Here is a 13,573-nt window from a genome sequence, read left to right on the forward strand (position 1 = left end):
ATCCTCCTACTAATCTAAATCTTCAATTTTTTCTAAATACTGATTGACTTCTTTGATATTCAGCTTTCTTATTTTATCATAAATTTGCTTTCTTGAATGATATTTCTCAATTAAATGCATCTTTTTTTCATATTCGATCAGCATTTTCTCACTTCTTTTGATTGTATCCAGTACTGCTGCCCGACTGATTTCATAATTTTCAGAAATCTCTGATAAAGAAAGATCCTCTTTAAAATAGAGATCGCAGATATCCTGCTGCTTCTGCGTTAACAAAATGCCATACCAGTCAAGATATTCATTCATTTCCTCAGTTTTCTTCATGGTCGATAAATCCCTTGCCGATCGAATAAAGATAGCTTTCGAGATCAAATGGCTTTAAATCCTCCAATTGTTCGCCAAGTCCGATAAATTTCACGCCAAGATGAAGCTGGTCTTTGATCGCAATGACGATACCGCCCTTTGCGGTACCATCTAATTTTGTCAGCACGACACCGCTCAGATCTGCCGCTTCATTAAATATTTCGGCCTGTGATAAGCCATTCTGTCCGGTAGTCGCATCCAGCACGAGCCACGTTTCATGAGGTGCCCCTTCGATTTCCTTGCCGACCACCCGCCGCATCTTTGCCAGCTCATTCATCAGATTCACCTTATTCTGAAGCCTTCCGGCCGTATCACAGATCAAAATATCCATCTGATGCTCTTTGGCATAGCGGCAGCCATCAACAAGCACACTGCTAGGATCTGCATTTTCCCTGCCTTTGACACATGGAATATTTAACCTCTCGGCCCATTGGGCCAGCTGATCGACCGCTCCGGCACGGAAGGTATCCGCCGCAGCAAGACAGACGCTTTTATCCTGAGCCATAAAATAGTTGGCCAGCTTGGCGGCCGTTGTCGTCTTACCGCTGCCGTTCACACCGACCATCATGATGACCGTTACGCCCTCTTTATTTTCATTAAACGGCTTCTCGTCCTCCTGCGTATAAAGATCGCTCAATACCTCGATCAGACATTCCTCGATCTGATCCGCGCTCTTCAATTTTTGATCCAAGGCCCTGTTTTCAACCTCATCAACAACTTTCTGGGCTGTATGGATCCCCAGATCCGCCTCCAAAAGAACCATCATCAGCTCCTCTAAAAACTCTTCATTGACACCCGCAAAATTTAAGGACAGCCTGCGGATCTTTTCCGAAAAGCTGTTCCTGCTTTTCTCAAGACCGCTTAAATAACGGTCATGATCCTTTTTTGAAGAAAAAGAATTTTTTAATTTTGAAAGAAATCCCATTATTGACCTCCCTTTTCATCGATATAATCCAAAGCTTCGCTCAATTGAACACGCAGCAAGGAGCTGACACCCTTCTGCTTCATCGTCACCCCATATAAAGCATCACACTGCTCCATCGTACCCGGACGATGCGTTACGACGATAAACTGTGAGCCCTCTTTAAATTGAGAGATATACTTCGCAAAACGCTCTACATTTGCCGTATCCAATGCTGCCTCAACCTCATCAAAGACACAAAGCGGCATCACGCAGGCTCTAAGGATCGAAAAGAGCACACAAATGGCAACCAGGCTCTTTTCACCACCGCTCAAAAGCGTCAGATTCTGAATATTCTTGCCCGGTGGCTGCACATCGATATCGATACCGGTATTCAGGATATCATCCGGATCCACCAGCTTCAAGGAAGCTCTTCCTCCGCCAAACAGCTTCTTAAATTCATCATTGAGCTGGGCATTGATCGCATCAAAGCTTTCCTTAAACTGCTTGATCATGATCTCATCCATCTCATCGATCGCTTCTAAGATCTTATTTTTCGCATTCACAAGATCTTCCTTCTGACGTGTCAAAAATTCATAACGCGATGAAACCTCTTCATATTGGCTCGGTGCTTCAAGATTGATATTGCCTAAAGCCGCAATTTCATTTCTGAGCTCCAGCACCCGCTTTTTCGCTTCTGACGTATCCTGGTCGATCTTTTGCGTTCTCGCAAACTCATAGGTCATCTCATAATGCGTACTTAATCGATGCAAGGCATTTTCCAGATTGGCCTCCGCTTTTGCCTTTTCAACCTCCACATCTTTCTGCTGTGTATTGATCACATTGCTTTCCCGCCGGATTTGACGGATCTGCATATCGATCCTTTCCGACTCATTGCCGGCCTTCATCCTTCTTTCACGCTTGATCTTGATCTGTGAAGTGATTTCATCACGCTTCTTATAAGCTTCTGACAGCTGTGATATCAGCGTATCCTCATGGGATACCTCGATCGTATCACCCTTTGGTGCCAATTCTTCATACTGGACACGTAAGGAATCCATCTTTGATTTTTTGGCGTCAACGACCGGAGTCAGGGTCGCCAGGTCGATCTGAAGCTGCACGATCTCACCGGAGATGGCTTCTCGTTTTGAATTTAAAGAAGTGATCTTGGAATCAAGCTCGCTGACTTCATGCTGCTGCTTTTCTATCTTTTCTTTCACATCATGCAATTCTTTTTTCAGCGTCATCGGTGATGACTGGCTTCTCGAACGTCCGCCGCTCATCGAACCGTCACGATTGACCGTTTCGCCATCCATCGTAACGATCTTATATTTATAGCGCAAGGCTTTCGCCAGCTCATTGGCATTGGCCAGCGTGTCACATACCAGCACATTGCCCAATAAATAGCTGTTTAAGATCTCATAGATCGGATCACAGTCCACAAATTCACTGGCAACCCCTAAATAACCACTCATATTCTCACAAATGATCTGATGCTCCTTATTGAGCACCCTTTCACGACATACGCTCAACGGCAGAAAGGTCGCTCTTCCCGACTGATTTTTCTTAAGATAAGTAATCGCATGACGGGCACTCATCTCATCCTCACAAACGATATGATACATCGCTCCTGCAATTGCACTGCTGATGGCCTGTTCATAAGAATCATGGGGCTTCAAAACTAAAGAAACCACACCCAGGATGCCCATGAAGGAATCCTTGGCACTCATGATCGTCTGTACGCCCTGCTGATGATTAAACGGCGAAGAAACAAGATTTTCCAATACCGAAGAACGGTTTTTCAACCTGTTTAGATACGCACTCTGTTCCTGAAACTTATCCCGGTATTTATTCAACTGTTCCAGCAGGCCGCGATCCTGTTCCTGCTTGGCCGCAAAATTTACTTTCAATTCATTGACACGCTTCTGACGATCCTCATACTCATACGTCACTTCTTCCAGCATCGCTTTGATTTCTTTCAGCTTATCCTCATTGGTCGCTGTCTGAAGGGCATATTTCCGCTTTTCATCAATTTCGGTCTTGCTGGCCTCAAGCCGCTGGATCTCATTCATCACACTGACAAAGCTTTCCTGCAGCTTGTTGATCTCCTGATCCAGCTGGCTCATTTCTTTTTTCAGATCAAGATTCTTGGCCTCACCCACACCAATCGTCGTTTCATGGATCGCTTTTCTTGATTCCAGTTCAAAGGCCTGCTTCTTCAATTCCTCGATCTTCTGTGTCAGCGTTTCGATCTCATCCACCAAAACACTGATCTCGATCGTCTCCAGCTCTTTTTTCTTCTCCAGATATAAAGCTGCCTTCTTGGCCTGCCGTTTCAATGGATTGACCTGTCTTTCCAGCTCCAGCAAAATATCTTCCAGACGATCCAGATTTTCCTGGGTACGATTCAGTTTTCCTAAAGACTCATTCTTTCTTTTCTTATACTTCGAAACGCCCGCCGCCTCTTCAAAAAGACCCCGGCGGTCCTCCGGTTTGCTTTCCACAAAATTAGAAACCGTTCCTTGAGATATGATGCTCAGTGAATCCCTTCCTAATCCCGTATCCGCAATCAGATCTCTCACATCCTTTAAACGGCAAGGTGTTTTATTGATGAAATACTCACCCTCACCCGTATTGCGATGCAGACGACGCGTAATTTCCACCTCTTCATAATCCACATGAAGATAATGCTTCGAATTATCTAAAACCAGTGTCACCTCGGCTACATTGACCGGTTTGCGCGTATCTGTCCCATTAAAGATCACATCGCTCATTTTTTCACCGCGCAAGCTTTTTACCGATTGTTCACCCAATGCCCACCTCAGTGCATCTGTAATATTACTTTTACCACAGCCATTCGGACCTACGATTCCCACCACTTCACTGTCAAAGTTAATAATCGTCTTGTCCGCAAATGATTTAAATCCCTGCAGTTCTATCCTTTTTAGAAACATAGATCCCTCCGTTTGACTTAACTATAAAATTATAACATATTTCGACCATAAAAGAAGTACACTTTCATCTTTTCATCCTATAAATTTCATCTGTGATGTGCATGAACCCTCTCCAACAGAACATCATCCGTGTCATTCCATATACAAAAGAAGATCATCCTTGCTTTCTGGTTTTATATATATCTAGTATATAATACTAGATTTTATGTTTTTTAAGACAATATAAAGTAAATGTATGGTACAATATCTTCTATCTGGTGTATAATATTGAAAAGCGAGGTTTTATTTATGGAAAACAAAAAAACGATCAGTCCGGATGATGCAATGAACCACAGCGGTTCCATGAAAAATCTGATCCAGCTCAGTTTTGGTGAAGAAGTAGGAAATGCCATCACTCATGGAGTCATGGCCGTCATCTGCCTTTTCCTGCTTCCTGTCGCAGCCATCAAGGCATATCTGGAAGGCGGTGCTTTACAGGCAGCGGGAACCAGTATCTTTATCATATCGATTTTTATGATGTTTTTAGTTTCCTGCCTTTATCACTCAATGAAATATGAAACACCCCAAAAAACGATCTTTCGGATCCTTGACCACTGTTTCATCTATGTCGCCATTGCCGGAAGCTATACGCCGATTGCATTATGCATCATCGAAGGCTGGCAGGGATTATTGATTTTGATCCTTCAATGGGCCATGGTCTTGGCCGGTGTCCTTTATAAATCCATTGCCCGTCGTTCTTATCCAAAGATCAGCGTCACGATTTATCTGATCATGGGCTGGATCGCTGTTTTGTTTATTCCGCTTCTATTAAGAAAAGCCAGTGCGATCTTTTTGGCGCTCATTGTTTTAGGCGGTATTTTCTATTCAATCGGAACGCTTTTCTATAAAAAACAATATAATAAAAAATATTATCATATGATCTGGCATTTCTTTATCAATGCAGGCGCTATTTCACATATGATCGCCATCATCTTTTTTCTGCGTTAGATCAAATTACGGGGATTTTTATCTATCAGGATCTTTTTTTGCTGATTATTGCTGATATGGGTATAGATTTGGGTCGTCGTGATCGAGCTGTGACCCAAGATATATTGGATATTGCGAATATCTACCTCTTCTTGAAGCAATAAGGAAGCAAAAGTATGACGAAACATATGAGGTGTCATCGGCGTGCTGATCTGCGCATGATCGCCTGCCTTATGAATAAGATTGCGAATGCTTTGCTCCGACATTTTCTGATCATATTTATTGGTGAAGTAATATTCGCTCTTTTTTTGTGTTTTCTCATAATTTTTTAATGAATGTACGACCTTTTCTCCCAAATAGATCACCCATTCCTTTTTACCTTTGCCATGAACCCGGATCATGCCTTCATGCAGATCCACATCTTCTTTTTTCAAGGAACACAGCTCCGATACCCGTATGCCCGTCGATATCAGGATATCTAATATTGCGATATCACGCTCTTTACCGCTGTACGAGATGGATGCAAACAGCTGTTTCAAATGGTCGGTCGCAATCGTTTTAGGAAGGCTTTTTTCTTCTTTAATACGGTAACGGATCTTACGAAGCGGATTGATATCGATCAGATCCTCATATTCACCATAACAAAAATATGCATGCAAAGAAGCCAGTTTCCGTTTCACCGTTTTGGCTTCATATCGTTCATTCAGAAAGCGTATATAGCTGACAAGACCTGCTTTATCATCTTCAAGCTTTTCCATGCCCATATAGTCATAATATTGATTCAGATCAATGCGATAAGCCTTGAGCGTATGCATGCTGAGCCGTTTGTTTTCACATTCTTCTAAATAATTACATAAATGCTTTCGTTCTAATTTCATATGATTTCCTCCCAAAAAATATGAAATCATTGTAACATAAGAAAAGCATACCCTTGAAGATATGCTTAATTTGTCTGATTTGTAAAACGTGCCAAAAATTTCTTCAGCTGTTCGCTTTTCGGTGATACAAGAATATCCTGTGGTGCCCCCTCTTCAACGATCACACCTTTTTCCATAAAGACGACACGGGAGCTGACATCTCTGGCAAAGGCCATTTCATGGGTCACGACGACCATGGTCATGCCTTCCTCTGCCAGCTTTTTCATGACATCCAATACCTCACCGACAGTCACCGGATCCAAAGCACTTGTCGGTTCATCAAAAAGCATGACCTCACAATCCATGCACAGTGCCCTGGCAATCGCCACACGCTGCTTCTGGCCCCCTGAAAGCTGCGTCGAAGGCTTATCGGCAAAGGCATCCATGCCAACTTTTTTTAGATTCTGATGAGCAATCTTCAAGGCCTCCGCTTTATTTCTTTTCAAGACCTTCGTCTGAGCGATCAGACAGTTGTCAATCACCGACATGTTATTGAAAAGATTGAAGGACTGGAAGACCATGCCCACTTCCCTGCGATGCTGGTTGATGTCCCCTTCCAGCACATTTTTTCCATTGATAAATATTTCTCCGCTATCCGGCATTTCCAAAAGATTGATACAGCGCAGCATCGTACTCTTTCCTGAACCGCTGCTGCCGATGACGCTGACCACCTCTCCTTTATGAACCGTAAAATTAATATCTTTTAAAACTTCCAGTTCACCAAAGCTTTTTGCCAGATGTCTGATTTCAATGACTTTTTCCATCTTATCGATTCTCCATGTTTTCTACGACCGTCGAGCTTGAAAAATAATTTGATTCCGTGTGATTGATACGTTTTTCAAGCTTCTTCATGATAAAGGAAGCCAGGCTTGTCAATATCAGATAGATGATTGCCGCAATCATATAGGCCGGAACCGTTTTATAAGTAGAACCGGCAATCGTTCTTGCCTGATAGAAAAGCTCCGTGATCATGATCGTACTCAGGGTACAGCAATCCTTGATATTTACGATCAGCTCATTTCCGATTGAAGGGAATGAATTACGTATTGCCTGTGGTAGCACGACATAACGCATGGCCTGCATACCGCTCATACCGATGCTTCTGGCCGCTTCTTCCTGACCGGCGTCGATCGATTGAATGCCGGCACGGATGATTTCTGCCATATAAGCACCTGTATTGATCGAAATTACGACCAATCCGGCAACAAAAGGATCCCATTGCAATCCCATATCAAAGACACCGAAATAGATGATCATGGCCTGTACCATCATCGGCGTTCCGCGGAATATCGTAATATAGATATTCATGATTGCATTAACGATCCATTTGATGACACGAACGACACTGCTTTCAGAAGGTTCATGCTTCACACAGATCACTCGTAAGGCACCCACGATCAAACCGATGATAAGTCCAACGACGGTACCTACGATACCAAGTATCAATGTCCGATAGATACCCATCCACAAAAGACTTTGATATTTTGTGACAAGGTCTATCATTGTCGAAATAAAATCAACCATACTTATTCTTCATTTGCAGGCTGTCTGCTAGCCGCATCCTTCATCATCTGATCACGCTCTTCCTGTGTAATGGAAGCTAATGCCTTTTGCACATCATCAAACAGCTCACTGTTCTTCTTGATCCCGATCGATACCGAAGTATCCGTCAGATCAACATCAAAGCCTTTGCCACTTTCAAATTCAACCAGTGTCAGCGCATCACCATTTGCCGCAACATTTCCCTGTCCAACAGGTGTTTCAGCCGTCACACCATCCACGACGCCGCTTAACAGAGCCTGTACGAGCAGCGGATAATTTTCCATGGCTGTCGCATGATTTACATTTGGTATCTGATCGATGACAGTATCATAAAGCGTTCCCATCTGTCCGGCAATCGTTGCCCCTGAAAAATCCTCCAATGAAGTCGCATTGGCATAAGGTGAATCCGAACGAACGATGATCGTCATATCTGATTCATAATACGGATCCGTAAAATCAATCGATTCACGTCGCTCAGGTGTGTCTGTCATACCGGCAATGATCAGATCGATGATACCGGAATTAATGCTTGTCGTTAAAGAATCCCATTCCATTTTCACAATCTCCAGATCCATGCCCAAGCTATCGGCAATTCTTTTCGCAATGGCCACATCATAACCATCACAATAACCGCCTGAGCTTAACGGGACATTTGTTTCATTTGCTTCTGCATCCGTCCAGTTAAACGGCGCATAGTTACATTCCATGCCGACACGCAAGGTTTCTTTTTCTGTTCCGGCATCCTCATTCGCATTTGCCGAGCATCCTGCCAGAATCAGAGTTGCTGCACATAAGCCAGCCATTAATCTTCTCATCATATTTCCTCTCTTCCATATAAAAATAAAGCCGTGCTATTATAAAGCACGACTTTTGTCATCTCAATATAATAGCTCCTCTACATCAGTAGGAGTGTCATAGGTATTTCCTAAGACCCCAAGATACTGCTTCGCCAAACAGCTCTTTCGGCGATGGTTGCCTTTCGCTCACTTCACAGTCCGCCGACTCCATGAGTTACTCATCTGCACCGCTACCTCTATCGGTTTTATTTGTCTACTATCCTAAACTTGTTTCATTCATTTGTCAATAGTAAATTTCATTTTTTCATTCTTATCTATGATCAATATGTTGAGATCTGTTTTACCACATCAGCTAAAGAGCTGTTTTCTGACTTTATAAAAAAAGGCTGTAAGCAATCCAATGTTCATCAGACGTTTTACAGCTTTTATCGTTTTATTTTTCCAATGCTTTCTTTGCCTTATCACAGATGGCAGTAAATCCCTTTTCATCGTGAATAGCAATTTCAGAAAGCATCTTTCTGTTGATCGTGATATTTGCAAGGTTCAATCCATGCATCAGCTTGGAATAGCTTAAACCATTCATTCTTGCAGCTGCATTGATACGAGCGATCCACAGTTTACGCATTTCACGCTTTAACTGTTTTCTATCTCTATAAGCATAACGCAATGAACGCATTACCTGCTCATTTGCAGTTCTGTAAAGCAAATGCTTGGAACCAAAATATCCTTTAGCTAATTTTAATACTTTCTTTCTTCTGTTGCGTGCAACAGTTCCGCCTTTTACTCTAGCCATGACTCATCCTCCTATTTCTGTAACATCAATTTGATTCTCTTGTAATCTGAACTGCTTACCAGTCCTGATTTTGCTAATTGACGTCTTTGTTTTTTAGTTTTCCCATGGAAACGGTGAGAAGTATAAGCATGACTTCTCTTTAATTTTCCTGAACCAGTTCTTTTCACACGTTTTGCAAGTCCACTGTGTGTTTTCATTTTTGGCATAATCTTTTCCTCCTATTTACCAGTCTTTTTTGGTGCCAATACACAAGACATCGTATTGCCTTCAAGGTTTGGCTTCTTTTCCACATTGGCCACATCGCTCATGGCTTCCACAAACTCATTCATGATCTTGCGGCCAACCTCAACACGAGTAATCAAGCGTCCACGAAAACGCATATCGATCTTGACCTTCATCCCATCTGTTGCCCATTTACGTGCCTGACGTAATTTAGTTTCAAAATCATGAGTATCAATTACAGGAGATAAGCGTAATGGCTTTACCTCTGTAACATGCTGTTTCTTTTTAGCTTCCTTTGATTTTTTCTGCTGTTCAAAATGATAGCGACCGTAATTCAAAATCTTGCATACCGGCGGATTTGAATTCGGCGAAACACACAATAAGTCTAGATCCTGACTATACGCAATCTCTAATGCCTCTTGACGAGATTTGATTCCCAGCTGTTGTCCCGTTGGACCTATCACAAGAACCTCTCTAAAACGAATTTTTTCATTTACCAAATCGTCATTGACATTATTTGGAATCACTTTTTTGTTAATAATCGACACCTCCTGTTTTTAAAAGAAAAAATGGGCACAAACCGCACCCATGCTCTGTACTTTAACACTTTTTGTACAATGTCGCATTGACCCACAGACACTATCTGTCGGGTGAGAAGGGGTGCTTCTTCTTTCCACATTTCTTCAACGGGGTAATCATACCCTATTTAAAGCCTTTTGTCAACAGTTTCTCTCTTTTTTGCTTTCACCATCAGCATCATCGGCCGACGCATCTCATCACTCATCCATACACGTGCTTCTTCACTCGGCATCGCTTCTTCCACATCTTCGATCTCAAAGCCACATTCCAACAGACCATGTAAGATCTGTGTTAATGTATGATGGTATTTCATGACCTTTTTTCCCAAAAAGACCGTTTCTCTTTTCCCCGGATAAAAATAGTTATCGATCGGCCAATAAAGGGGTTTTCCCTGATCATCATAGATCCACTCTTCACGGACACCGGAAGTAAAAACAGGATGTTCGATATTGAAAAGAAAGATTCCCGATTCTTTTAATGTCTGATAGACATGCCGGTAAACAGCCTGGATATCTTCTATATAATGCAAGGCCAGATTTGAAATCACAAGATCATACGTATTTAGTGGATATTCATATTCCTCGATACCACAGATACGATACGTAATTTTTTCATCGGCATTTCTTGCTTCAGCTTCACGGATCATTTTTGTGCTCATATCGATTCCTAACACATGCGCGGCACCCCGCTTGACAGCTTCTTTGCAATGCCATCCATAACCGCAACCAAGATCCAAGACATTTTTGTCCTTTACATCGGGAAATAAATTTTTCAGCTGATACCACTCACCTGCTTTTTCAAGTCCCTGACTTCTTTCCATATTTGCATATTCTTTAAAAAAAGAATCATCATCATATATATTTGTCATTCAGCTCACCCTCTATATTAAAACGAAAATCATAATTGAAGTCAATATCTTATCTTATAATCAAATTGAGGCGATTCTATGAGATGTGAATGTTCAAAGTTCAAAGCAATCAAAGGTAAAGCTTTCTTTTTAAACAACAGCACTCTCTTTCTAAGGGCAGATGAATAACTCTCATCAATACATGCATTCCGGTATCCCAGATGCTTCTGATTGATTCATGGATGTAAATCTGTGAAAAATTTATGAAATTTTTTTAAACTTGTTTTCAAATATTGGAAATAAGGCTATAATATATCTATAAAGGAGAAATCATTTTATGAACCAATTTGATGCAGTAAAAGAAAAACTATTAAAGCGCAATCCTCATGAACCTGAATTTCTTCAGGCCGTGGATGAAGTGCTGGATTCATTAAAGCTTGTTGAAAGCAAGCATCCGGAATACTTAAAAGATAACCTTTTGGAAAGGATCGTGGAACCTGAAAGAGTGATCATGTTCCGTGTTCCCTGGGTAGATGATGATGGAAACGTACAGGTCAACCGCGGTTATCGTGTACAGTTTAATTCCGCATTAGGACCTTATAAGGGCGGTCTTCGTTTTCACCCTTCCGTTAACTTAAGCATCATCAAATTCTTAGGATTTGAACAGGTGTTCAAGAATTCGCTGACAACACTGCCATTGGGCGGTGGAAAAGGCGGCAGTGACTTTGACCCGAAAGGCAAGAGCGACGGTGAGGTCATGCGTTTCTGTCAAAGCTTCATGAATGAATTATATCGTCATATCGGTGCAGATACCGATGTTCCTGCCGGTGATATCGGTGTCGGCGGACGTGAAGTTGGTTATCTGTTTGGACAATATAAAAAGATTGCCAATCAGTTTACAGGTGTATTGACGGGCAAAGGTCTTACGTGGGGCGGTTCTTTGACACGTACGGAAGCTACCGGCTATGGTCTTTGTTACTTTACAGAAGCGATGCTGAAGGATCACGGAAACACGTTTGAAGGCAAGAGAGTGGTCATCAGCGGCAGCGGTAATGTGGCCATCTATGCTGCTGAAAAGGCGATGCAGTTAGGTGCCAAGGTCGTAGCACTTTCTGATTCAAACGGTTATATCTATGATGCTGATGGGGTGGATCTTGATCTTGTCAAAGAAATCAAGGAAGTCAGACGCGGACGTATCAAAGAATACTGCGAAACGCATAAAAACGCTGAATATCATGAAGGCAGCAGTGGTATCTGGACGATTCCTTGCGATATCGCCCTGCCATGTGCCACTCAAAATGAATTAGATGAGAACAGCGCCAAAACATTAGTGGCAAACGGTTGTATTGCTGTTGCAGAAGGAGCAAATATGCCGACAACGCCTGAAGCAATTCACGTTCTCCAACAAAATCATGTACTCTATGCTCCTGGAAAAGCCAGCAATGCCGGCGGAGTTGCCTGCAGCGGACTTGAAATGTCACAGAATTCACAGCGTTTAAGCTGGACATTTGAGGAAGTTGACAGCAAATTAAAAGGAATCATGGAAAATATCTATGAAACGGTTTCTAAGACAGCTAAGGAATATGGTGCAGAAAATAACTTTGTAGTTGGTGCAAATATCGCCGGATTTGAAAAAGTTGCGAAAGCCATGCAGGCTCAAGGAATCGTATAAGGCACTTCAGGTGCCTTTTTTTATTGGAAAAAGCAGTTTTCTAATAATTTACTGCAATCATTTTCTTGTTTTTCAGGCATACAATGAAACATGGATCGTACTAAATTAAGATGGATCATCATTTTCTTATCCATCTATCTTTTTTTTAAATACTGTTTTTTCGTTTTAGCGCCTTTTATCTGCGGCTTTATGCTTGCAAAGCTGATTTCCCGTTTTAAAGGCTCGTCTTTCATCGTTTATTTTCTTCTGCTGCTCTTTATTTTTTCGGCCCTCTTTTTTGTGATCATTTTCTTTTATATGCAAATCAAGCAGGTTTATTTTGATTTACCTGCTTTTATCGAAGCACTGCTTGCTTACATGAATAATGATCATTTTCTTTTACAGCTCCTTCATGAACCAATGATCGCTTTGCTTCAAAAAATATTACCGCTGGTTTCTTCTTTTTTGATTTTGCTGCCAAAGATCCTTTCCTTTCTTTTTATGACAATGCTTCTTACCTTTCTTTTCCTTTTGGACATCCATGCCCTCGGACGTATTCTTCTTACCCTGTCACCTTTACTTTTTCATCAGGCACAGGCACTTCAGGCCATCTTATTTCAGACCTTCTTTTCCATGCTGATCTCTTCTTTCAAATTATTTTTGATCACAGGCAGTCTTTGTTTTTTAGGACTGTTGATCTTACAGATCGACCATGCCCTTTTTTTATCATTGCTGGCTGCAGCATTTGATTCGATGCCCCTTATCGGTATCGGCTTCATCCTGCTTCCCTATACGATCTATCTCTTTCTTATTCAAAGCAATAAGGCTTTTTCTCTCTTGCTGCTTTATCTTATCATTACGGGGCTTCGTTTTTTCATCGAACCGAAAATTCTTTCGAAGCAGCTCGATATTCCTTTGCTGCTTCATCTCACCATGATGTTTATCTGTTCCCATCTTTTCGGATGGATCGGTTTTTTCTATGCTCCTATTTTTTGTGTCTTGCTTCTTATATGGTATAAAGAAAAACAAAAGGGCTAGAATAAC

General features: G+C 41.8%; 14 protein-coding genes and 1 riboswitch. Of the genes, 3 read left to right on the forward strand and 11 right to left on the reverse strand.

Annotated features, from left to right (window positions below):
- Positions 1-9 precede the first annotated feature (9 nt).
- Genes ylxM through ACZYT3_RS05140 form a run of 3 tightly spaced genes read right to left on the reverse strand, consistent with a single transcriptional unit; the run spans position 10 to position 4,215 of the window.
- Positions 10-321 (reverse strand): YlxM family DNA-binding protein, encoded by a 312-nt coding sequence (gene ylxM, locus ACZYT3_RS05130; protein WP_294561657.1) that lies wholly within the window; start codon positions 319-321, stop codon positions 10-12.
- The gene (ftsY, locus tag ACZYT3_RS05135) at positions 308-1,285 is read right to left on the reverse strand and encodes a signal recognition particle-docking protein FtsY (RefSeq protein WP_464087919.1); all 978 of its coding nucleotides are present in this window, start codon (positions 1,283-1,285) and stop codon (positions 308-310) included. Before ftsY ends, ylxM begins: the two co-directional genes overlap by 14 nt.
- A complete protein-coding gene (locus ACZYT3_RS05140; RefSeq protein ID WP_464087920.1) occupies positions 1,285-4,215 on the reverse strand; it encodes a chromosome segregation protein SMC in 2,931 nt (976 codons plus the stop codon). Before ACZYT3_RS05140 ends, ftsY begins: the two co-directional genes overlap by 1 nt.
- A gap of 288 nt (positions 4,216-4,503) precedes the next feature.
- Here ACZYT3_RS05140 and trhA point away from each other — a divergent pair, with 288 nt between their 5' ends.
- A complete protein-coding gene (gene trhA, locus ACZYT3_RS05145; protein ID WP_294561660.1) occupies positions 4,504-5,202 on the forward strand; it encodes a PAQR family membrane homeostasis protein TrhA in 699 nt (232 codons plus the stop codon).
- Here the strand turns inward: trhA and ACZYT3_RS05150 are convergent.
- From ACZYT3_RS05150 to ACZYT3_RS05185, 8 genes are all read right to left on the reverse strand, one after another.
- Positions 5,199-6,059, reverse strand: coding sequence for a tyrosine-type recombinase/integrase (locus ACZYT3_RS05150; RefSeq protein WP_464087921.1), 861 nt, complete (start codon positions 6,057-6,059; stop codon positions 5,199-5,201). The two genes, trhA and ACZYT3_RS05150, sit on opposite strands and share 4 nt — an antisense overlap.
- A gap of 65 nt (positions 6,060-6,124) precedes the next feature.
- A complete protein-coding gene (locus ACZYT3_RS05155) occupies positions 6,125-6,862 on the reverse strand; it encodes an amino acid ABC transporter ATP-binding protein (RefSeq protein ID WP_294561662.1) in 738 nt (245 codons plus the stop codon).
- A gap of 1 nt (position 6,863) precedes the next feature.
- A complete protein-coding gene (locus ACZYT3_RS05160; RefSeq protein WP_294561663.1) occupies positions 6,864-7,622 on the reverse strand; it encodes an amino acid ABC transporter permease in 759 nt (252 codons plus the stop codon).
- Positions 7,623-7,624: 2 nt separating this feature from the next.
- A complete protein-coding gene (locus tag ACZYT3_RS05165; RefSeq protein WP_464087922.1) occupies positions 7,625-8,458 on the reverse strand; it encodes a transporter substrate-binding domain-containing protein in 834 nt (277 codons plus the stop codon).
- A gap of 61 nt (positions 8,459-8,519) precedes the next feature.
- Positions 8,520-8,684, reverse strand: a riboswitch (Lysine riboswitch).
- A 186-nt stretch (positions 8,685-8,870) separates the two neighbouring features.
- Complete coding sequence (gene rplT / locus ACZYT3_RS05170; protein ID WP_071440652.1) at positions 8,871-9,230, reverse strand: 50S ribosomal protein L20; 360 nt, start codon at positions 9,228-9,230, stop codon at positions 8,871-8,873.
- Positions 9,231-9,241: 11 nt separating this feature from the next.
- On the reverse strand, positions 9,242-9,436 hold the full coding sequence (rpmI, locus tag ACZYT3_RS05175; RefSeq protein WP_071440653.1) for a 50S ribosomal protein L35: 195 nt from the start codon (positions 9,434-9,436) through the stop codon (positions 9,242-9,244).
- Positions 9,437-9,448: 12 nt separating this feature from the next.
- Positions 9,449-10,000: a translation initiation factor IF-3 gene (infC, locus tag ACZYT3_RS05180; protein ID WP_294561664.1), complete on the reverse strand. Its 552-nt coding sequence runs from the start codon at positions 9,998-10,000 to the stop codon at positions 9,449-9,451.
- A gap of 158 nt (positions 10,001-10,158) precedes the next feature.
- Positions 10,159-10,899: a class I SAM-dependent methyltransferase gene (locus ACZYT3_RS05185; RefSeq protein WP_464087923.1), complete on the reverse strand. Its 741-nt coding sequence runs from the start codon at positions 10,897-10,899 to the stop codon at positions 10,159-10,161.
- Positions 10,900-11,215: 316 nt separating this feature from the next.
- Between ACZYT3_RS05185 and gdhA the strand changes: the two genes are divergently transcribed.
- Positions 11,216-12,550, forward strand: a complete 1,335-nt coding sequence (gene gdhA, locus ACZYT3_RS05190; protein WP_464087924.1) for an NADP-specific glutamate dehydrogenase — start codon at positions 11,216-11,218, stop codon at positions 12,548-12,550.
- A 90-nt stretch (positions 12,551-12,640) separates the two neighbouring features.
- Positions 12,641-13,567, forward strand: coding sequence for an AI-2E family transporter (locus ACZYT3_RS05195; protein WP_464087925.1), 927 nt, complete (start codon positions 12,641-12,643; stop codon positions 13,565-13,567).
- Positions 13,568-13,573: the final 6 nt, after the last annotated feature.

This window comes from Traorella sp. mt218, assembly GCF_055420025.1.

Coding starts and splice junctions, on each gene's coding strand:
- ftsY (WP_464087919.1), bottom strand. CDS start 1,285: ATGGGATTTCTTTCAAAATTAAAAAATTCTTTTTCTTCAAAAAAGGAT.
- ACZYT3_RS05155 (WP_294561662.1), bottom strand. CDS start 6,862: ATGGAAAAAGTCATTGAAATCAGACATCTGGCAAAAAGCTTTGGTGAA.
- ACZYT3_RS05160 (WP_294561663.1), bottom strand. CDS start 7,622: ATGGTTGATTTTATTTCGACAATGATAGACCTTGTCACAAAATATCAA.
- ACZYT3_RS05185 (WP_464087923.1), bottom strand. CDS start 10,899: ATGACAAATATATATGATGATGATTCTTTTTTTAAAGAATATGCAAAT.
- rpmI (WP_071440653.1), bottom strand. CDS start 9,436: ATGCCAAAAATGAAAACACACAGTGGACTTGCAAAACGTGTGAAAAGA.
- ACZYT3_RS05165 (WP_464087922.1), bottom strand. CDS start 8,458: ATGATGAGAAGATTAATGGCTGGCTTATGTGCAGCAACTCTGATTCTG.
- ACZYT3_RS05140 (WP_464087920.1), bottom strand. CDS start 4,215: ATGTTTCTAAAAAGGATAGAACTGCAGGGATTTAAATCATTTGCGGAC.
- ACZYT3_RS05150 (WP_464087921.1), bottom strand. CDS start 6,059: ATGAAATTAGAACGAAAGCATTTATGTAATTATTTAGAAGAATGTGAA.
- ylxM (WP_294561657.1), bottom strand. CDS start 321: ATGAAGAAAACTGAGGAAATGAATGAATATCTTGACTGGTATGGCATT.
- gdhA (WP_464087924.1), top strand. CDS start 11,216: ATGAACCAATTTGATGCAGTAAAAGAAAAACTATTAAAGCGCAATCCT.
- ACZYT3_RS05195 (WP_464087925.1), top strand. CDS start 12,641: ATGGATCGTACTAAATTAAGATGGATCATCATTTTCTTATCCATCTAT.
- trhA (WP_294561660.1), top strand. CDS start 4,504: ATGGAAAACAAAAAAACGATCAGTCCGGATGATGCAATGAACCACAGC.
- rplT (WP_071440652.1), bottom strand. CDS start 9,230: ATGGCTAGAGTAAAAGGCGGAACTGTTGCACGCAACAGAAGAAAGAAA.